At 40.4% G+C, this 20,943-nt stretch carries 21 protein-coding genes; 17 read left to right on the top strand and 4 right to left on the bottom strand.

The annotated features are described in order from the left end of the window. The first annotated feature begins 64 nt into the window (after positions 1 to 64). The 10 genes from AMD01_RS09900 (at position 65) to AMD01_RS09855 (ending at position 11,715) form a co-directional block, all read left to right on the top strand. Entirely contained in the window at positions 65 to 3,100 is a 3,036-nt protein-coding gene (locus AMD01_RS09900) for an efflux RND transporter permease subunit (protein ID WP_053401242.1), read from the top strand. An 85-nt stretch (positions 3,101 to 3,185) separates the two neighbouring features. Further along, positions 3,186 to 4,067, top strand: a complete 882-nt coding sequence (locus AMD01_RS09895) for a TetR/AcrR family transcriptional regulator (protein ID WP_083446503.1) — start codon at positions 3,186 to 3,188, stop codon at positions 4,065 to 4,067. 199 nt (positions 4,068 to 4,266) lie between these two features. Next, complete coding sequence (locus AMD01_RS09890; protein ID WP_053401240.1) at positions 4,267 to 5,739, top strand: N-acetylmuramoyl-L-alanine amidase; 1,473 nt, start codon at positions 4,267 to 4,269, stop codon at positions 5,737 to 5,739. A gap of 163 nt (positions 5,740 to 5,902) precedes the next feature. After that, on the top strand, positions 5,903 to 6,685 hold the full coding sequence (locus tag AMD01_RS09885; protein ID WP_053401239.1) for an alpha/beta hydrolase: 783 nt from the start codon (positions 5,903 to 5,905) through the stop codon (positions 6,683 to 6,685). Between the two features lie 44 nt (positions 6,686 to 6,729). After that, complete coding sequence (locus AMD01_RS09880) at positions 6,730 to 6,912, top strand: Fur-regulated basic protein FbpA (RefSeq protein WP_053401238.1); 183 nt, start codon at positions 6,730 to 6,732, stop codon at positions 6,910 to 6,912. A 90-nt stretch (positions 6,913 to 7,002) separates the two neighbouring features. Next, a complete protein-coding gene (locus tag AMD01_RS09875; protein ID WP_053401237.1) occupies positions 7,003 to 8,058 on the top strand; it encodes a sulfate ABC transporter substrate-binding protein in 1,056 nt (351 codons plus the stop codon). A 72-nt stretch (positions 8,059 to 8,130) separates the two neighbouring features. Continuing rightward, complete coding sequence (gene cysT, locus AMD01_RS09870) at positions 8,131 to 8,961, top strand: sulfate ABC transporter permease subunit CysT (RefSeq protein WP_053401236.1); 831 nt, start codon at positions 8,131 to 8,133, stop codon at positions 8,959 to 8,961. Continuing rightward, positions 8,961 to 9,851: a sulfate ABC transporter permease subunit CysW gene (cysW, locus tag AMD01_RS09865; protein WP_053401235.1), complete on the top strand. Its 891-nt coding sequence runs from the start codon at positions 8,961 to 8,963 to the stop codon at positions 9,849 to 9,851. The genes cysT and cysW overlap by 1 nt, the downstream gene beginning before the upstream one ends. Beyond that, entirely contained in the window at positions 9,848 to 10,921 is a 1,074-nt protein-coding gene (locus AMD01_RS09860) for a sulfate/molybdate ABC transporter ATP-binding protein (protein ID WP_053401234.1), read from the top strand. The genes cysW and AMD01_RS09860 overlap by 4 nt, the downstream gene beginning before the upstream one ends. A 149-nt stretch (positions 10,922 to 11,070) precedes the next feature. Continuing rightward, positions 11,071 to 11,715, top strand: a complete 645-nt coding sequence (locus tag AMD01_RS09855; RefSeq protein WP_053401233.1) for a TVP38/TMEM64 family protein — start codon at positions 11,071 to 11,073, stop codon at positions 11,713 to 11,715. Between the two features lie 67 nt (positions 11,716 to 11,782). Here the strand turns inward: AMD01_RS09855 and AMD01_RS24040 are convergent, their stop codons facing one another. Continuing rightward, the gene (locus AMD01_RS24040; RefSeq protein ID WP_157052689.1) at positions 11,783 to 11,929 is read right to left on the bottom strand and encodes a hypothetical protein; all 147 of its coding nucleotides are present in this window, start codon (positions 11,927 to 11,929) and stop codon (positions 11,783 to 11,785) included. A gap of 235 nt (positions 11,930 to 12,164) precedes the next feature. On the opposite strand from AMD01_RS24040, the gene AMD01_RS09850 reads away from it, so the two are divergent. Beyond that, positions 12,165 to 12,503, top strand: coding sequence for a rhodanese-like domain-containing protein (locus AMD01_RS09850; RefSeq protein ID WP_053401232.1), 339 nt, complete (start codon positions 12,165 to 12,167; stop codon positions 12,501 to 12,503). A gap of 45 nt (positions 12,504 to 12,548) precedes the next feature. Further along, entirely contained in the window at positions 12,549 to 12,809 is a 261-nt protein-coding gene (locus tag AMD01_RS09845) for a metal-sensitive transcriptional regulator (protein WP_053401231.1), read from the top strand. A gap of 32 nt (positions 12,810 to 12,841) precedes the next feature. On the opposite strand, the gene AMD01_RS09840 is transcribed toward AMD01_RS09845, so the two are convergent. Together AMD01_RS09840 and AMD01_RS09835 are read right to left on the bottom strand one after the other, a co-directional pair. After that, positions 12,842 to 13,363: a YfiT family bacillithiol transferase gene (locus AMD01_RS09840; protein ID WP_053401230.1), complete on the bottom strand. Its 522-nt coding sequence runs from the start codon at positions 13,361 to 13,363 to the stop codon at positions 12,842 to 12,844. Between the two features lie 27 nt (positions 13,364 to 13,390). Next, a complete protein-coding gene (locus AMD01_RS09835; RefSeq protein ID WP_053401229.1) occupies positions 13,391 to 14,071 on the bottom strand; it encodes a VanZ family protein in 681 nt (226 codons plus the stop codon). A gap of 190 nt (positions 14,072 to 14,261) precedes the next feature. Here AMD01_RS09835 and AMD01_RS09830 point away from each other — a divergent pair, with 190 nt between their 5' ends. Continuing rightward, positions 14,262 to 14,555: a hypothetical protein gene (locus tag AMD01_RS09830; protein WP_053401228.1), complete on the top strand. Its 294-nt coding sequence runs from the start codon at positions 14,262 to 14,264 to the stop codon at positions 14,553 to 14,555. A 65-nt stretch (positions 14,556 to 14,620) separates the two neighbouring features. Here the strand turns inward: AMD01_RS09830 and AMD01_RS09825 are convergent, their stop codons facing one another. After that, complete coding sequence (locus AMD01_RS09825) at positions 14,621 to 15,769, bottom strand: CamS family sex pheromone protein (RefSeq protein WP_053401227.1); 1,149 nt, start codon at positions 15,767 to 15,769, stop codon at positions 14,621 to 14,623. 323 nt (positions 15,770 to 16,092) lie between these two features. On the opposite strand from AMD01_RS09825, the gene AMD01_RS09820 reads away from it, so the two are divergent. The 4 genes from AMD01_RS09820 to AMD01_RS09805 all read left to right on the top strand — a co-directional run bounded on the left by AMD01_RS09820 (position 16,093) and on the right by AMD01_RS09805 (position 20,911). Further along, a complete protein-coding gene (locus AMD01_RS09820) occupies positions 16,093 to 17,322 on the top strand; it encodes an MFS transporter (RefSeq protein WP_053401226.1) in 1,230 nt (409 codons plus the stop codon). Positions 17,323 to 17,381: 59 nt separating this feature from the next. After that, positions 17,382 to 17,888 carry a PH domain-containing protein gene (locus AMD01_RS09815; protein WP_053401225.1) on the top strand — a complete coding sequence of 169 codons (507 nt, stop codon included), beginning with the start codon at positions 17,382 to 17,384 and terminating at the stop codon, positions 17,886 to 17,888. Continuing rightward, positions 17,863 to 19,293, top strand: coding sequence for a PH domain-containing protein (locus AMD01_RS09810; RefSeq protein WP_053401224.1), 1,431 nt, complete (start codon positions 17,863 to 17,865; stop codon positions 19,291 to 19,293). Before AMD01_RS09815 ends, AMD01_RS09810 begins: the two co-directional genes overlap by 26 nt. Positions 19,294 to 19,678: 385 nt before the next feature. Then, positions 19,679 to 20,911: a dicarboxylate/amino acid:cation symporter gene (locus AMD01_RS09805; RefSeq protein WP_053401223.1), complete on the top strand. Its 1,233-nt coding sequence runs from the start codon at positions 19,679 to 19,681 to the stop codon at positions 20,909 to 20,911. Positions 20,912 to 20,943: the final 32 nt, after the last annotated feature.

The raw sequence follows: 20,943 nt of genomic DNA, 5'->3' as shown, positions 1-20,943 counted from the left end.
CGGTCGATAAATACGACCAACCGATCGGTCGGAAAAATAAAATGTAGGTACAGAGGAGGACAAAATGAATTTTTTAACACGCTTTAGTTTAAAAAATGCGGTGGCCGTGTTTATCATTTCATTTTTACTCATATTAGGTGGTTTATATTCCTTTTCAAAACTGAAGGTGGATTTACTTCCGAATATTGAGTTTCCACAGTTATCTGTAGAAGTGACATATCCTGGTGCTTCTCCAGAAGATATTAATGAACAGGTGACTTCGAAATTAGAGGACAAATTTAAGGGAATTGAAGGCGTTAAGAAAGTCCAGAGCTCATCCTATGAGAGTGTGGCGATTATTAATTTAGAATTCCCATTCAATACAGACATGGATGAGGTTGAACAACAGGTTAATAGCAACATTGATGATTCATCCTTGCCTGATCAAGTAAAGGCGAAAGTAAACCGATTCTCATTTGGTGCGCTGCCTATTTACAACATTTCGCTATTTGCTAAAGGTGATACAGATCTTCAAAAGGTGATTGAAGATGACTTAACACCAGAACTAAATAAAATTGAAGGTATTAATAGCGTTTCAACGGGTGGATTAAAAGAGCAAATGCTTCAAATCACCGTTGATAAAGACAAAGCAGCAAAAGCTGGGCTATCTTTAAACGATATTAAAGATCAGCTAAAAAGCAAAGACTTATCATTCCCAGCGGGGAAAGTTCAAGAAACAGAAACAGAAATTCCAATTCGTGTACAAGAGAAAGTAGACGAAGTGGCGAAGCTCAAGGAATTAACGTTTAAATCAGCTGTTATTCCAAACGCACCGCCAGTGAAACTTTCTGATATTGCTAAAATTGAGGAAGTAAGTGATCAATCACAATTGACTCGCTACAACGAAAAAGATTCCTTCTCAATGGCAATCACGAAAAAACAAGATGCTAACAGTGTGCAAGTAGCAGACGAAGTAGTGAAAGTATTAAACAAGTACGATAACAAACTGGATTACAAAATTGGGTTTGATTCTGCACAGGGGATTAAAGACTCTGTTGAAACATTAGTACGTGAAGGATTGCTTGGTGCAGTCTTCGCATCACTTGCGGTACTACTGTTCTTACGTAACATCCGCGCAACGATTATTGCGATTATTTCGATTCCACTTTCATTGCTTGTGTCATCGATCTTCTTGCAACAGCTTGATATCTCACTAAACATTATGACGCTCGGAGGGATGGCGGTTGCGGTCGGACGCGTTGTAGATGACAGTATCGTAGTAATTGAGAACATCTTTAGACGCGTTCGTCGTGCCGAAACAACCATTAATAATGAGATTGTCCTAGAGTCAACAAAAGAAATTTTGAAGGCCATTACGTCCTCAACGATTACAACCGTTGTTGTATTCTTACCGCTTGGATTCGTTGGTGGAATTACGAGTGAGTTCTTCCTACCGTTTGCCCTAACGATTGTATTCTCGCTTATTACATCGTTACTTGTAGCGGTAACCATTGTTCCAATTTTAGCGAAGTTCTCATTTAAGAAAGTGCCTGCTGAAGAAAAAGAAGGCGCACTACAACGAGGTTATGCCAAAGTAATCAAATGGTCATTAGGTCACAAGTGGATCGTTCTATTAGTCTCTATTCTTCTCCTAGTTGGATCATTTGCGTTTGTTCCAAAGCTTGGATTCACGTTTATTCCAAATGAAGAACAAAAAACGCTTGTGGCATCCGTTGAGCTACCTGGTTCAACACCGCTAGAAAAAACAAACAACGTGTCTCTTAAACTAGAAGAGATGTTTGGAAAAGAAAAAAATATTAAAGAAGTAACAGCAGACGTTGGTGGCCGTAACTTCATGACGGGCTTACAGCGCCAAAATCAAGCAAACTATTTCATTACGTTAAAAGACAACGTCGATACTGGTAAGTACGTGGAACAATTACAGAAGAAAATGGACGACATCGCATCCGCAGAGTCCAAAAAAGCGCTTGTAGGCGTTCAGGAACAATCTTCTGGTGGACCACCTACAAACGATAACGTCGATATTAATCTGTATTCTTCTAACTTAGATTCTCTTCAAAAAGCATCGAAAAAAGTAGAAGATTACATGAATGAAAACAAAGAATTGAAAAATATCTCCAATAACTTCTCAGATAAACAGCGCCAGGTGGTTATTGATATTGATCCACAAAAAGCGGATCAGTACGGCGTATCAGGCATGCAGATTCTTGGTACGATTGCCGATCAAACACAGCCTGCAGATGTAGGGAAATTAACATTAGACGGAAAAGAACGTCAAGTACAGCTTTCATACAGCAAAGACGTAACGTCTGTTGATCAGCTGAAAGATACGCAGCTATTTACAGCAAAAGGTCCAATTCCTATAAGTGAAGTAGCGGATATCCAAGAAAAGGATACGTTTACCGCGATTCAAAAATTAGATGGAAAAGTATTTGCTCAAGTATCTGCTCAAGTAACAACGGATAACGTTCGTCAAACAACCAATGATGTTGTTGAAGGCGTAAAAAAATTAGATCTACCAAAAGATGTATCACTTGAAGGTGGTGGCGGTAGTGAAGAAACCGTTAATACGTTCAAAGACCTTGGTCTTGCGATGATTGTCGCTATTGGTCTTGTATACATCACAATGTTAATTACGTTCGGTAAAGCACGTATACCGTTTATTATCTTATCATCACTCGTTTTCGTACCGATCGGGGCACTGCTATTCCTAGTGATCGTTGGAGAGCCATTATCGATTAGCGTTATGATTGGATTCCTGATGCTAATAGGAATTGTAACAACGAATGCTATTGTATTAGTAGACCGCGTTAGTCAAAACCGTGAAGAAAAAGGCATGACCATTGACGATGCGTTAATTGAAGCTGGTAAAACTCGCTTACGTCCAATTTTAATGACGGCTTTTGCGACGATTACTGCGCTTATTCCATTAGCACTTTCTACGTCATCTGGTACGCTTATTTCCAAAGGATTAGCGATTACGGTTATTGGTGGATTAATATCCTCAACGATTCTAACCTTGATTATTATTCCGGTTATGTACGAAATTTTCTTCCGCAGACAAGTGAAGAAAGAACGTCGTATGTTAAAACGACAATAATGTAAACTATGAACGAGGAGCTGACTTAAAAGGCATACGATCTTTTGGGTTGGCTCCTTTCTCTCTAAAGAATTGAGGTGTAACCATGAGCCGGAAAATCCAAATTTTAGAGGAGGCCATGAAGCTGTTTGCTGAAAAAGGCTATCACGCCGCAAGCATGCAAGAAATTGCGGAACGCAGCGGGATTGCAAAAGCCTCCATCTATAATTATTTTAAATCGAAAGAGGAAATGGCGATTTCCATCTTTCGCTATCACTACGAAGTATTATTTAAGAAAATATCTGAAATTGGCGAAGATGAAGACTTAACGCCTCGTGAGCGTTTCATTCGACAACTAACGGTCCAACTTCAGGAATTTAATCGACACAAGCATTTTGTTCGTATGAGAATGGGAGAACAGGCGCTTCGAGTAAATGAAGAGCTCAGCAAAGTTGTCGCAAATATCCGCTCTGAAACGATGAAGTGGTACTGTAGCCAGCTTTTAGAGATATACGGTGAGTCTCACAAGCAGTACGTGCTGGACTGTGCGACAATGCTGAACGGAATGATGAAGGAATACCTATTTTACATTTTTATGGATGATAAAAAGCTCTCTTTAGAGCGTATTCCATCTTTTATGCTAGACCGGTTAGACTCCGTTATGCATGGATTTAAAGAAGAGGACGAGCCACTTTTAAGCTTTGAGCTAATGAAAAGTTTTTTTGAAGAGGAGCAAAAGCCTCCTACACCGTTTCATCAGATGCTTCAAATAGTCGCAGACTTTGAACAATTTCTCGTCAATCAACCCGACTATAGTGAGGGAATTGAACGAGTGTACGTTTCCCTTCGTGCTCTAAGGGAGGAGCTTCAGAAAAAAGAACCGAAAAAAGTTATTATCGAAGCGCTTGTAAGCTTATTATCTAGCTATGATGTAAAAGGAATCCAAACGTATATACAATTACTTCACAAGCAGATTTCCACCTTATAATCACTGAAAATAGCCGAAAAGGGCTATTTTTTTTACCCTCGCGTTTCTTTTTTAATATTTTTCATACATTCGACTTAATTTTTATTAACTTTCCAAAAAAAATGACGAAAAAAAAGGAGTAAGGTCTATTTTTGTGGAAATAGTTTCTAGGTCTTACGGATAAAAAATGGTAAAAAGGAACAGGGAAAGGAAGTTACATATGAAAAAGAGAACGGCAGGAGTTCTTCCCGTTGTTTTTGCTTTAATGCTTGGAACATTCTCCAATCTAACTGTTAAAGCCGAAACAACGTTTGTGGATGTCCCAAACAACCATCGAGCAGCAAAAGAAGTGAATTTTTTAGCTGAAGGGGGCATTTTGAATACGTCAAGTAACCGTTTGAACCCTGATGAAACCATCACGAGAGCAGAAGCAGTGTCTATTATTGGCAGAGCAACACAGCTTGACGGCACACAGCGTCAAACAAAATTTTCTGACGTGCAGGCAAGTGCAAAGGAAGCAGGTTATATCCAGTCGGCATATGAGAAGCACTATCTGAGCGGCTATGCAGACGGAACGTTTAAGCCGGAGCAGAAGGTATCACGTGGTGAAATGGCGCTGCTCATTTCACGTGCGTTTAATTACGGCGCAACAAATACCGGAAGTGCAAACCAAGCGTTGCTTTCAAAAAAGATCTCCACAGGACTTGGCAACGGCCAGTTTGGTGGAAATGAGCTAATTAAGCGTGCTGACTATGCGGTCTTTATTGCCCGCGCCATTAATTCATCATTCCGATCAGGATACACAAAAGCATTCCCGCAGCAGGGGAAAGTAACGGCAAGTGCCTTAACCGTTCGTACAGGTCCTTCCACTCAGTACGGGAAAATTGCGTCTGTCGGAAACGGAAAAATGCTCAAAATCGATCATTTCGTTGGAACGTGGGCAGAAGTAGTTGATGATAAAAATTCATTTTTTGGTTTCGTGTCATCTTCTTATTTAGCGATCACACCGACAAACGGCGGAGGAGCAACGGATACGAATCAGCCTGATCCGAATCCGACAACGCCTACGACTCCTAGCCCTGTGTTAAATCCACTGGCGAATAAAAAAATCATTATTGATCCAGGTCATGGTGGAAAAGATACGGGAGCAATTGGAAATGGGATGAATGAAAAAGACATCGTGTTAGATGTTGGACTAAAGGTACAGCAAGTGCTTAATCGCATGTCTGTTCCAAGCTATTTAACGAGAAGCACGAATGTGTTTATTGAGCTAAAAGATCGACCGATCATTGCGAAGCAGCAAAAGGGAGATATTTTTGTCAGCATTCACATTAACTCCAGTGCAAAACCCGAGTCAGGAACTGGGATTGAAACGCATTACTATGCAGGGGCAACAAATCCGTATAATGCCCAAAGCAAGCTGCTTGCACAGTGTATTCAAAAGCGCTTAGTAGAAGAGTGGAAATTAGCTGATCGTGGAATACATCCGACGAATTTGTATGTAAATAAATACAATTCAATGCCTGCCGTATTAGCAGAGCTTGGCTTTATTAACAATTCAACGGATGCGGCGAAGCTAAAGTCTGACTACTGGCGTCAAAAAGACGCAGAAGCGATCGTACTTGGCATTCTAGACTACTACAAAGCAAATAAAATTGACGTATCTTCTTTATATCCACTTGTTCGTCAATAACGTAAAAACCTGAGATGATTCCATCTCGGGTTTTTTATTGTGTTAAATAATCAGAAAATAAAAATATTTTTTAATTCATCGTTGACAGGTAGGAATTGTGGGTTTAAGATAGAGAAAAGATAAAACAGAGCGAAAAGGAATATTTTTCAAGGGAGATGAAAGCATGACGACTTACTCAATTATTCAAGGTGCTGAGCCAATTTTTATAAATGGTAATGAAACGGGTGTTTTAGTGATTCATGGATTTATGGGCACACCACAAAGCGTTGAGTTTCTAGCGCAGTCGTTCGGAGAGAAGGGATATACGGTATATGCACCGCGGCTAAGCGGTCACGGGACGCATTACAAAGATTTAGAGACGTATTCGTTCCAAGATTGGATCGGGGATGTTACACAGGCGTATCGTCATTTGAAAAAGCAGTGCGCACGCGTATTTGTCGTCGGGCAATCCATGGGCGGAGCGCTTACGTCTTATTTGGCAAGTAAGTTTTCATCTATTTCAGGAATTATGCTTATTAATCCGGCCATTTCTTCTATTCCATGCATGGAGGGATATACAACGGAGACGTGCGAGCGCTATATACTGGAAGGGGCACCTGATATTAAAAAACCAGACGTTTATGAAATTACGTACGATTATGCGCCTACCGCTTCTATTAAACAATTATTCTCCTTAATGAAGTTTGTGAGGTCTTCATTATCGCAGATTACGTGTCCAGTCATTTCATTTGCATCCCTTGAGGATCACGTTGTTCCTGCGACAAATACGGATTATCTGCTTGAACAAACGCGCGCCGTCCAAAAAACGAAAGTAACGCTTCGCAATTCGTACCACGTGGCATCAATGGACTATGAAAAAGAATTGATTGCTGCGCGATGTATAAGCTTTATTCGTACCATATGTCGAAGTGAAGCGCTTGTCTTCCCAACATCGATCGCCCAGTAATGAATCTTACGAGAGGGCTTACCTCTTAAAAAGGAGTTCCATTCATGGGTAAAATTTTTCAGGAAGCCGTTGAAATGAGCCGGAAATGCCTCATTCAAAAACTTTTATTTTTAGGAGTATACCGACCAGATGATCCACTCATCTACTCCCAAACGCTCAGTGACTTGGAGCGTGATTACAAAATTGCCTTAGAAAAAAAAGGATCTACAAACCAACCTATCTTATAGACAGTTACAGATCAGAAAGAGATTTGAAGACTGCTCATCTAACGTGCAGTCTTTTTTTCTATAAAAACAACTAACATTGGGGGAATTCGAATGAGACGAAGACAGACAAAATGGCTGAAATTTGCTTCTATTATGGCTCTAAGCACGGTGTTACTATCTGCATGTGGAAGCAGTGAGTCCTCGTCAGGTTCTAAAAATGATTCTAAAAAACCTGTGGAGCTATTAAACGTTTCCTATGATCCAACGCGAGAATTATACCAAGACTTCAATAAAGAATTTACTGAATATTGGAAAAATAAAACTGATCAGACCGTAACGGTGAAGCAATCTCACGGTGGGTCAGGAAGTCAGGGGAGAGCTGTAATCGACGGCTTACAGGCAGACGTGGTCACCTTAGCGCTTGCGTATGACATCGATGAAATTGCGAAAACGCGTCACATTCTCCCTGAGAATTGGCAAACGAAATTAAAAGATAATTCGACGCCGTACACATCTACAATTGTTTTTTTAGTACGAAAAGGGAATCCAAAAGGAATTAAAGATTGGGACGATTTAACGAAAAAAGGCGTCTCAGTCATCACACCAAATCCAAAAACGTCAGGGGGAGCTAGATGGAACTATTTAGCTGCTTGGGCGTATGCAGATAAACAAGACGGAGGCAAGGAGAAAGAAACAAAAGCCTTTATGAAAAAGCTCTATCAAAATGTAGAAGTATTGGATTCAGGTGCTCGTGGTGCTACCACTACTTTCGTAGAGCGTGGTATCGGAGATGTATTAATTGCATGGGAGAATGAAGCACTGCTCACTCAACAAGAGCTTGGAAAAGATAAGTTTGATATCGTTGTTCCATCCCTCAGCATTCTAGCGGAACCTCCCGTTGCGGTTGTAGACAAAAATGCCGAGAAAAAAGGAACGAAAAAAGTAGCAAATGCTTATTTAAACTATCTCTATACAGAGAAAGGGCAAGAAATTGCGGCAAAGCATTTTTATCGCCCGCGAAACGAGAAAGTCCTTGCCAAATATAGTGATGTATTCCCGAAAGTTGATCTCGTTACGGTAGATAAAGAATTTGGAGGTTGGAAAAAGGCGCAGGCGAAACATTTTGATGATGGTGGCACGTTCGATGACATTTATCAACCGAAATAAGCTTACACAAAATAGGAGGAAGGGAGAAAGGATGCTTTCTTTCCTTTCTTTTCTACATAACGAGGTGACGATATGAAACAAACGCAGCCAAAGGTTTATAAATTACCGGGATTTGGCCTTTCAATGGGATATACGGTTTTATATATTAGTCTCATTGTCATTTTGCCTCTTACGATGGTGTTTTATCACACTGCCCAAATGGGATGGACGGATTTTTGGCAAGTTGTGAGCAATCCAAGAGTAGTAGCTTCCTATCGATTGAGCTTCGGAACAGCGTTTATTGGTGCCTGTATAAACGCTATATTCGGCGTTCTGATTGCATGGGTTCTCGTACGCTATTCGTTTCCAGGAAAGAAATTAATTGATGGATTAGTTGATTTGCCTTTTGCTCTTCCTACGGCAGTGGCAGGTATTACGCTCACAACCCTTTATTCACCGCACGGCTGGCTAGGACAGCTATTCGGATTTAAAATTGCTTTTACGCCTATCGGAATTGTCATTGCGCTTACCTTTATTGGGCTTCCATTTGTCGTACGTACGGTTCAGCCTATTTTAGAAGGGCTCGAACAAGAAGTAGAAGAAGCATCACAAAGCTTGGGCGCAACCAATTTCCAAACGTTTGCAAGGGTCATATTTCCTCCTCTTATACCAGCCATCTTAACCGGGTTCTCGCTTGCCTTCGCACGCGCAATTGGTGAGTACGGATCCGTTGTTTTTATTGCGGGGAATATGCCGATGAAAACAGAAATTACGCCGCTAATCATTATGACAAAGCTTGAGCAGTATGATTACACAGGGGCTACCGCTATTGCGACCGTTATGCTGCTTATTTCATTTCTGCTTTTATTAGTCATTAATCTTATTCAGCGCTGGACGCACAAACGTTACGGAGGTGCAGCATAGTGGCAGGTCACGTACCTTTATCTCATACGACAAATACAGCAACAATAAAAACAAAGAAAAAAGCAAATCCTGTGCAATGGCTGCTTATTACGATCGCCTTATTATTCTTGGCACTGTTTCTTATTGTGCCACTTGTAGCCATCTTCACAAAAGCACTGGAAAAAGGCTGGGGAGTATATCTAGAAGCGATTACGAACCCTGATGCGCTTTCTGCCATTAAGTTGACACTCCTAGTAGCATTAATTTCAATTCCGCTCAACGCCTTGTTTGGAATTGCAGCAGCATGGGCGATTACAAAATTTCAGTTCAAAGGGAAAAATATCTTACTGACGCTTATTGACCTTCCAGTAGCCATTTCGCCTGTTATTGCGGGATTAATTTTCGTTCTTCTATTCGGTGCACAAGGTCTTTTTGGCGAATACCTCCTAGATCATAACATTCAAATTATATTCGCTGTGCCAGGCATCTTACTTGCGACGTTATTCGTCACATTTCCATTTGTGGCGCGTGAACTAATTCCACTTATGCAAGCACAGGGAACGTCTGAAGAAGAAGCGTCTACCATTTTAGGAGCAAGTGGATGGAGAACGTTTTGGCATGTGACGCTTCCTAATATTAAATGGGGATTGCTGTATGGATTAATTTTAGCAAATGCGCGTGCTATTGGAGAATTTGGGGCCGTATCGGTTGTATCTGGTCATATTCGTGGAGAAACAAACACGATGCCACTTCATATTGAAGTCCTCTACAATGAGTATCAGTTTTCAGCAGCTTTTGCCGTTGCCTCGCTCATGTCGATCATCGCCATCTTGACTCTGATCGCTAAAAATATAATCGAATGGAAAACAAAACGAGTTGTTGCTTATGACGAAGGGGAGAGCGAAAGATGAGTATTCAAATACGAAACATTTCAAAAAACTTCGGATCTTTCAAAGCGTTACAAAATATAGACTTAACGATTAAAAGGGGTGAATTGGTTGCATTATTAGGTCCGTCAGGTTCAGGGAAAACATCGCTTCTTCGAATTATCGCAGGTCTAGAATCAGCAGATGAGGGCACGATTTTATTTGATGACCGCCCAACCCACTCATTAGACGCGAACGAACGGCAAGTGGGGTTTGTATTTCAGCACTATGCCTTGTTCCGTCATATGACTGTATTTGATAATGTCGCGTACGGATTAAAGGTTCGACCACGAAACGTCCGTCCCTCAAAAGCAGAAATAAAAGCAAAAGTTGAAGAGCTCTTATCGCTTGTTAAGCTTGATCATTTGGCTAGCCGCTATCCAGATCAATTATCCGGCGGCCAAAAGCAGCGGGTTGCGCTTGCACGAGCGCTTGCGGTCGAGCCAAAGGTTCTTCTATTGGATGAACCGTTTGGTGCATTGGATGCGAAGGTGCGAAAGGAGCTTCGTAGATGGCTTCGTAAGCTTCATGATGACTTTCATATTACGAGTATTTTTGTGACCCACGATCAAGAGGAAGCATTAGACGTAGCAGATCGAATTGTAGTGATGAATGAGGGGGCGATTGAGCAAATTGGTTCTCCAGAAGAAGTGTATGATCATCCACAAACACCATTCGTCTACAACTTTTTAGGAAACGTAAACCTCTTTCACGGACGTTTGGAAAAGGGACGACTTCATCACGGGTCTATCCAAACCACTCTGTCAGATAATCACCTTGAAACGTCCGGAGATGCGACTGGATATGTGCGACCTCACGATTTAAAAATCACCCGCAATAACGAACATACAGAGCGAATTTTAGCACGTGTCTTTCATGTTCATGCGATTGGTTCAGTCGTGCGAGTGGAGTTAAATCGCCTAGACAATAATGAATTTTTAGAAGCAGAACTAACAAAGAATGAAGCAAGGGAATTGAACCTATCAGTTGGAGAAGAGGTGTATGTTCTTCCAAAACAATTAAAAGTGTTTGTACCAGAAGACTTTTCGATTTAATGATGCGGTCTTCTTCTGCATAAAGGAATCTTTACTAGATTCCTTTTTTTGTATACGAAGGAAGAATGTTAAAAGAAGAAATAGTTGAAATGATCAATACGTGGATTGTACAGTAGAGAAATCGGGAAAAGAATCGTAGGAGGTTTCCCATGAAAAAATTCATTCCGATTCTCGCCTTGATCAGCTTGTGGTCCATCGCTTGGATAACAGCCGATCGATATCATATAACGATAAATGATGTTCAACATTGGATTCGCCATCAGCACGATTACGCATATCTATTGTTCGTCCTCGCGTTCTCATTTCGAATTTTATTATTTATTCCTAGCTCCCTATTTATTATTATGGGAGGAATGCTGTTTTCTCCTGTTGAAACGATTATTATGACCATCATCAGTATGGGCATTACAGAAAGCATCATTTATCTACTTGGCAACCATTACGCAAGAACAGAAGTGTTTGTACGTTTAAAGCGCAAGTACCCCAAGCTTTTTCAAAAACTGAAGGGGAAACATTGGCCGTTATTTTTTATTATGTCGAGCCCGGGAGCGCCGACTGATGCAGCCTGTTTTCTAGCTGCTTCTCTTCAAATGCGATATCCCTCGTACATTTTAATGGTTGGTCTTGCAAGCATACCGATGGCCACCCTGTACTATTACTTTGGTCGCTTGCTGTTAAAGTTTCCGCTCGTTACATTTTCTGCTTCGGCGCTTGTTTTTCTTTTCGTGGTCTTTTTTCTTTGGATCAGACGAAGAGTGGCTCAGCAGCGGACGCTTTTGCATCACTCCAAATAAAATAGCCGAATCCCCATAGGTGAGGGGACTACGGCTATTTAGTATGTATCCACTAGAAAGAATTTCGTTAATTCAAGGCTTTGGCTCTTTTAAAAGGAAGTTGAAATAAGGAAGTAATTTGTGAGCGAGGCTTGGTAAAACCAATTTTGATTCCTTGCTTTTTAAGTTTTTGAACAAATTCCTGTTTGTGAGTTTTGTGTGAGGAAGAAGCCATCTGTATCGCCTCCTATAGGATATTGATATACGCTCATGGCTACGAGGTATGCTTTAATGATAGCGTACTCATTCACAATATACAACATCTAAAAACAAACGTTCGTAAAAACGTCAAAATTAAAAAATGGGCTCAATAAATGTAAAAAAAGAGCATTTCATTTTGCTTTTCAATACCCCTTCACGTATAATAAAAGACACTTAAAAATTCATAATCTAGTTTAGCGGAGGAATATATGACAATATTAGTCATTGGAATCGCGATGGTGTTGCTGGTTATTGCGCTATTTTATCAGCGCTATGTTCCCGTTCAGGGAGTAAGAAAAGTAGACAGCGTGGACTGCGAGCAATCTGGAATTTCGCTCGTAGATGTTCGTCATTTTAACGAAATAACAAAGCAACCTTGTCCTTCTGCCATTCATATACCACTCGCCTATTTAGAACGTCATCACAGTGACATACCTTTACGTGAAGTAGTGGTTATTGTGAACGACCGAATCTCTCGTAATTTGAGCGTGAGACGCTTGAAAAAGTTAGGCTTTGACGTTCGTGGCTACATGTGCACGTGTGAGTAGTAGGTGAAGACAGAAAATCATTTTGAGTAAAAGAAGGGATAGAAAATGAAGTATACCGATCAAACAAAAAATCGTCTAAAACGTGCAGAAGGTCAGGTGCGAGGCGTTCTGCGCATGATGGAAGAACAAAAAGATTGCAAAGATGTTGTAACACAGCTTTCTGCGATCCGAAGTGCCGTTGATCGCACGATTGCTCAAATCGTCGCAACCAACTTAGAGCACTGCATTACAGAAGCTCAAGAAGAGGGCGGAGACACCTCAAAAGTGGTAGAAGAAGCGATTTCCCTATTGATTAAAAGTCGTTAAAAAGCGAGCAGAAACGATCCTGCTCGCTTTTTTTATGCTTTCTGTGCATGAGCAACAAGTTCGATATGTGAAAGGTGATGTCGCCCATGCCAGGAGTATAAGCCAAGATTTGTATACAATGGCTGTGGATCTGCGTATTCCGGATGATTCATTGTGCGGTGAAAGTCCGTTTCATCCATCTCTTTGATTAAGGCATACCAGCGTTCATGAATCCCTTCAACCATTTTCAGAGATGCTTCGATAGGAAGACTACAATCAGAAAGAGTTGCCCATTTTTTCTCATCATATGTTTTAATGAGTGGAAAATCTTCTGTTAGAGCTAGCTTAAAACGAATAAACGCGTTCATATGAGAATCAGCTACGTGATGAACGACTTGACGAACGGTCCATCCGTTTTTACGGTAAGGAGTATCAAGCTGATTGGTAGATAGCTGATGCGTAATCTGTTTTAAAAGGCGCGGAAAGCTTCGGATATCCTCTATCCACTGTTTTACTTCCTCTAAACTATATGAGCTTGGCTTTACGAATGGACCAATCGGATACTGTGCATTCATCTTTTTTCCTCCTTACATAATAAAGAACTAATAATCCTCTTGCTGATCCTGAATAGTTGGATTTAATCTACCGTTTTTTCCGAAAGAAGGTTGTTTCACCGTTTTCCATACATGATAAGCAAGCGCACCAAACATTGCTCCTGCTGTGTTCAATAACACATCTGAACTGTCAGGACTTCTTCTTATGCCTAGCTGCCACACCATATCCACAGCCGTTTCAACTAATTGTATAACTTCAATGACAAAAGAAAGAAAAAAGCCATACATAATCGTTCTCTTTGTGCTATTGACCCATGAAAAATAGCGCATGACAAAGGCAAAGGGAGAAAGCATGAGCAAATTGCCGACAATTTGAAATGTAGCGTTTGGATTATTCCTTACAATGTCGAGAATACCCCTTATCGGATGAACGTTCACCGTTTGTACGATAAAGGAGAGATTCGACCAGTCAGATGAATGAAGATCGGGAAAGGCAACCACTTCCACTGTGATATGAAAAAGAAAACAAAAATAAATTGAAAAACATGTCGCTATCGTCCAGTCCAGCATGGTTGATAAAGTGGTTCGTTTCAGTAGCAACACCATAAACCCTGTCAAAACAGAAATGCTCGCAAAAACTTGGAGACAAAAAAAGAGATCTCCCCAGTAAACCAACAGCTGTCTTCCATAAAAGAAAAAAGGAATGAGTAACAAAAGATATTTCTTCATTATAAACTCCTGCATGTGTTCATTCTTCTCTATCCATTATAGTCAATAGTTCCTGATGAAAGAAATAATTTTTGATTTTTCTCACTATAACAAAAATTTTTAGTTAAACCAAGCACAACGAATAAAAAAGGCTTTAATTGGAGATACTGTATAGAAAAATATAGCGATTAAAGAAAGAGGAGGAAAATTGATGAGGTATCATCGTCCAGATTGTGAAGAGTGTCTTGACCGTGGTTATTATGTCGATTCAAGCAAATCACTGCTTTTTTGTCAGTGTGATGAAGCGTACAAGAAAAAGCACATGCTTACATTTGAAGAGCTAACAGCAGAAGACGATCTTGAGATTTTTCTTGAGTGGTGTGAGCAGCGTTACGGCATGTCGACAGAGGATTTTCGCGCGTTTTATGAAGGGACAGCAGAAGAGGAGTTAGAGCATTTTACGATGCATGCGTGGTATAACCTTTCTTCTTATAAATTAGCATAATTAAATTACTTGTCATCTGAAACATAAAAAAGCGTAGAGGTCATTCCCTCTACGCTTTTTTATGATCAGTCATATACATGAATGAACGGCTCGTCTTCATTCGGATCAAATAAAATGAAACTGCGAATTTTATCAAGCGCCGTAATTTTCACTTCGATAATGGAGTGATTTGGTAGCGCGCCCTCTGTTAGCATATTCGCTACAAATTGACTTAACGAAATGATTTCGGTTTTACTCATAGACGCAACCGGAATTTCGACGGAGAGCTTTTGAAGATTTTTATCTACGAATAGCCCTTTTGCTACAACAGGCATGGTGCGACTTTTTCCGTAGTATTTGTTGAGCTCATCTTGAAATAACCCGATTTGACCCGCTACTTCCTTTTGGTCCTTATCAGCAGCAGTAGAAGGGAAGAGATAATATTTACGATTCAAATCATCCCAGCCGCCTAATTTGTCTCCGCTGCCTTTAATATAGTTGGATGAAACGAATTGTCCTGGTAAAATATCACCCTTATTTGATTCTTGGAACAGCGTAAAGTAGATTGGTAGATCTTTCGTATCCTTCTTTTTACGAAGCTGATCCACGATTTTTTGTGCTACTTTTTTGCCGTATTCCTGTGCTTTTTGTGTACTTAATTTTTTAGAACCATTGTAAATCAGGCCCTGAGAATCGGTTGTTTTAAAATAATACGTTGAGTGAAGAACGAGACCAAGTGACATTCCCGCCACATTTCCGTCCTTGTCTAAGTAATCTTGTTCCAGAACATAGGCCAAATACTTTGGATTATCTTCCTCCGCTTTTAGCTTGTCATCCACACTTGCATCCTTCTTTGTTTTGATCGGTGGATTTAGCCCTTTATCTGTTGTAGATGAACGCTTTAACCAATCATCAAGTTCATCATTGTCAATCAATTGACCTTCTTGATATATGTAGTCATCCGTATCGTATTCGTCCTGTGACAATTCCATTAAGCCTAATTCTACTTCATCAATATCAAGCTTTGAATGAAGATAAGAAGTAATTTGGCCTCTGTTTACGCCCTCTTTAAATGGCGTAGCAGAAGGATAGTACTGAACAGGAGACGAGATTTTTGTAATAGGAGTTGATTTTTGTTCTTTTTTGCCCTTATCGGAGTGATTCGGAAGCAAAGAACAGCCCGCAAGCATAAATGTAATCGACGTCGCGGCTAAAAATTTCGAATATGTTTTCAATCTTTACACCTCAGTTTTTTCTAATGCCAATCAAGCCTTATTATACTATAAACGATTATTAGAACAAGGGGAAGAAGTAGTGAAATTATGCGGTTTCTTCTTACTTATCTAATGTGAACCAGTTTCATTATACAAAAGGTTGAGAAGAAGAACAATTTTAATCCCATTTGAATAGGAAAGAGCAGATAAATGGAAAAAAACACTAAAAAAGAAAGGGATTATCTTGTATAATAGAAAGATAATCCGTTAAAGAGGTGAAAACATGTAGGTCGTGATCAATCTTTCAAGCATATCGACAACTTCATAAGATGAAAGGTGAGATCATGATGAATAAATCGTTTTTTACTCTCGTTTTAGGGCAGTCGTGCGCCAATTTAGCGGATGTTTGGTACGTTGTTGCACTCGTTACGTTTATTTACAATCAAACGGGGAGCGCGACAGCGACAGCGCTTATTCCGTTTCTTGTGAATATCGCCATGTTTGCAGGGGGCATTTTTGCACCTGCTTTGATAGATCGCGTGTCGCTTAAACAAGGACTTGCATGGTCACAGTTAGGGAAGACATTATTATTAGTAGGGTTAATTGGATTTATTCACATCTTTACGGGACCCGTTTGGGTAATTTTACTGCTTATGATGTGCATCTCCTTGCTCGATAGCATTGCAAATCCCATTCGAAATACCTGTGTACCTATTTTGGTAGGTGATGAGCAGCTTCGTAGAGCGAATAGCTTAATTGCAAGTATTGATCAGATGGTTCGTCTTGGCGCTTGGCCTTTGGGCGGCATTTTAATTGCTGCATTTCACTCTACGACGCTTCTTTTCATTTGTCTCTTTTTTTATACGCTGGCAACGGTTTTTATGTTTGTATTAAACGTCGAAACGCCAACACGTTCGCGCCTAGAGGCTCCTCCTATGCTTACGTCCATTCGAGAAGGATGGCAGTTAACCTTTAAAAGTAGTGTTTTAAAGGGCTTAACGTGGGTTTCCTTTTTAGAAGGATTAGCGACAGGGGTCTGGATTGCTGCTATTTTATACGTGTATGTGGAGCAACAGCTTCATCTTTCTCAAGCGTGGTGGGGCTATATTAACGCAGTCTTTTTCGGCGGAATGATCATTGGCTCGCTCCTATCCGCCAAGTATTCATCGAGCTTTCAACCAGCACATTACGGCATGATTATTTTTTACAGCTCTTTGTTTCTCGCGCTCATGACGGTTGGTTTTGGTCATACTACCGTTGGATGGATCGCACTCCTCTTATCAGGTTTGTACGGAGTAGGGGAACAAATGAAAGTGATCATTATTCAAACAACTCTTCAAAAATCAGCATCTCTAGACGCGTTGCCGAAAATTTTTTCCGTTCAAAACGTCATTGCGACCGTTTCTTTCGGGGCATCAACCTTGCTACTAAGCGCTATTACGGACTATTTTGGTGTGATAAGAGCATTTGATGTTTCAGCGCTCTTGTTATGCTGTAGCGCATTCGCGATTTTTAGAGTTCGTCACCATTTTACCTCTAGTGGGGCGACCAAGTACGAAACAACGATTTCATAAGTCAATGAAGCGGCTAGCTTATAGCCGCTTTTCATTTGCAAGAAAGGAGAACAGTATTCATGAACAGAATTGAGCGTATTTCTCTTACTATCTGGCGTATTCAGTCCTTTATCAGTTTTTTGATTGCGATTGCGATCGGAATAGGGGCGTGGGCATTGTTTCATTATCACGTTATCCATTATTGGCATCCGCTCCTAAAGATTAGTTGGTATGGGTATCTTATTGTCATCAGTTTGTACTGGCTACTAAAAAATGCCGTGCTGCTACCGCTTCGTTATCGTCATGCACGCTATGAATTTGATAAATCCACTATTTTACTAGTAAACGGAGGGTGGAGTGTAGAAGAGGTGTTGATTCCAACGATTAACGTTCAGCATGTCAACATTCAACAAGGTGTACTAGCACGTAAAAAACATGTTTGCGCCATTGTCCTTTATACAGCAGGTAGCCTTCATCGATTTGAATATATTTCAAAAGAAAACGCTGAAGAAATAAAGAGAATCGTAATGAACGTCGTGAAGAAAAAGGAAGTGATGCAAGATGAAGATGAGAAACCACTGGATTGAATTCGTCTATCAAAACGTCCAAACGATCCGCAATTTCTTTGTGCCGTTTGTGGGCGTGACGATTTTTAATCCAACCTCCCTACAGTGGCCTGTTATTGTCGGAATCTTTGCCGTTTTAACCGTGCTTTGGTCTTTTGTATCATGGTTCAACCATACGTTTTCACTCACAGAAAATAGCATTGTGATCGAACGAGGTGTGCTATCAAAATCTGTGAATACCATTCCGCTTGAGAGCGTTCGGTCTGTGCATACAAGTGATTCATTAATAAAGCGGTGGCTAAAAATCGAAAACGTTAAGGTTGAGACCATTGGAGGAGATGAGGTTCTGTTCGTATTGAAACATGCGGTGGTACAACGTCTAGAGAAAGAAATTTTCAAGCAACCACTTTCAACAAAACCATCAAACAACACGTGGCGATTAGGAATTAAAAACCTCGTCATCTTATCACTCGATGTCCGTATTCTTCTACCTGCTATCTCATTTGGTTTTTGGCTGTTTGGGAAAGCAACGGATTGGCTTAAAGACGACCTTCCAAAAGGAAGTTTTTTAAAGAGCGATGCAAAAAACGTGTTGCACCTATCGTTCTGGCTAGAACATGGATGGGTAATTTTTCTAAGTGCTGTAGGACTGTTGCTTTTGATTTGGGTGGCTAGCGGCATTCGAACGTTTTTGAAGTATGGTCGTTATGTACTTTCGCGTGAGTCAGAGGAGCTCATCGTTTCATACGGGGTGTTAAATCGAAAAACGTACCGAATTCCCGTTCACTATATTCGGTCGATCGTGCTAGAAGAGCCGCTTCGTTTTCTGATGACGGGATCAGTGCGCGTAAAAGTAGAAAATGTTGGAATAGGATCAGGTGAAGAAGCAACGATTGAGCTTTTTCCTATTGTTCAAAAACAAAGATTACAAACCTATTTAAACGCTTATTTGCCCGAGTTCACGTATGAAAAGCCACGCACAAAGTCACCGACACAAGGCTATATTCTGTATGCACTTCATAACTTATTTAGTGGATTTTCTCTTTTTATTTATGTGCTCCTTGGTTTTCTTATCTATTACACATCACTTTCAATCTACAGCTATGCAGGATGGTTGATCATAGTGTGGCTTCACTCTTATATACAGTGGAAAAACAATGCAGTGGGGTATAAGCAGAAGGGTTTTATAACCGTTCAGCGATGGAGAAGAGGTAAAAGAGAAACAACCGTGTTTCTCTCGCACTATTTGCAGTCAGTAAAGTGCATTCAAACAGGGATTGATAGGGCGTGTCGTGTTCAAACGTATACGCTATACGTCTATTCAGAGGCTTTAATTGAAGAGTACACCATTCGCCATATTGAAATGTCACTGAAGCAAAATTTCTACAAAATTTTACAAAAAAAAGGTTTAAAATTTCACTATTAGGGTTTTATTTTAAGAAATAACTTGCTATAGTGTACATAACAAGCGAAACGGTTAACTACGGTAATCACTTAATGATTGAGTATAAGTGCCGCTGCCCTGACAAAGGGGACAATTTTTTTTGAACAGCGGCAACTTTCGATCTAGCTTCCCAACTCCATTACAAACTTTGCAAATTTCAACGATTTTCAAGATGACACCTCCAGTTTTTTAGACATCACGTATTTACATTTTTTCATTTCTCATTTGTTTTATTCATTTTTACATAGCAGAATTTTTGGCGAGATAAAAATTCTAAATATTCAATCTATTATATTCGTATTCTGTGCTAATGGCCTTTATCTTTTTACATATAGATAAAGAAAATTAACTATGAGGGGGATGTTGGATGAAGTTATCAACAAAGATTATTATTGCCCTGCTTCTAGGGGCAGTAGTAGGGCTTGTTCTAAACATTGCTTCACCAGACGTTTTTGAAAAAGTAAACACTTTTTTATTTACACCGCTAGGAAAAATCTTTTTAGGACTTATTAATATGCTAGTGGTCCCAATTGTGTTTTTCTCCATTACACTTGGAACAGCTGGACTTGGCGATCCTAAGAAGTTAGGACGTATCGGTGCTAAAACCATCTCATACTTTTTGGTCACGACAACAGTAGCCATCGTTATCGGTTTGGTATTAGCTTTTGCTCTGCAACCAGGAAACGTAGGGGAATTTGATAAAACAGGGGCAACATTCGATGCGAAGGAAGCACCTCCAATCAGCGAAACGCTTCTTAACATTATTCCAACGAATCCAATACGAGCAATGGTAGAAGGAAACATGCTTCAAATTATCGTTTTCTCCATCTTCGTTGGTCTTGGTCTTGCGATCTTAAACAATAAAACAAAGGCCGTGTACAATGTGATTGAACAAGGAAACGAACTCATGATGTACCTTGTGAACCTTGTCATGAAATTCGCGCCATACGGGACGTTTGGATTAATCGCAACAGCGGTAGGAAGTCAAGGAATTGATGCAATTAAAGCGATGGGTCTATATATGATTGTCGTGCTAGCAGGCCTTCTAATCCACACGGCGCTTACATATGGATCAACAATTATGCTCCTAGCCAAGCGAAGCCCAATTGAATTCTTTAAAGGATTTGCACCTGCTATGGCAGTCGCTTTTAGTACATCAAGTAGTAACGCGACGCTTCCGGTCTCAATGTCAACGGCACAAAAGAATTTGCGTGTGCCAGAATCCATTAGTAGCTTCGTTCAGCCGTTAGGCGCAACAATTAATATGGATGGGACAGCGATTATGCAAGGGGTAGCAACAATCTTTATCGCCCAAGTATACGATATTAATCTCTCATTTATTCAAATCATCACCGTGGTTCTAACGGCAGTTTTAGCAAGTATTGGGACAGCTGGAGTACCAGGAGTAGGGCTCATTATGCTTGCGATGGTCTTAAACTCTGTTAATCTTCCGGTAGAAGGAATTGCTCTCATTATCGGGATCGATCGCCTTCTTGACATGACGCGTACAGCCGTTAACATTACGGGTGACGCAGCATGTGCGGTCATCGTTGCAGAATCAGAAAAGAAACGCGCAGAAAAATTATCTTCTGCATCATAAAAGGGAAAGAGGATGGGGCCTTTGGCTCCATC

The sequence above is a fragment of the Priestia koreensis genome (genome assembly GCF_001274935.1).
GTDB classification, from domain to species: Bacteria; Bacillota; Bacilli; order Bacillales; family Bacillaceae_H; genus Bacillus_AG; species Bacillus_AG koreensis.
Note: the sequence above shows the minus strand (reverse complement) of the source record. Positions and strands in the feature narration are given on the sequence as shown.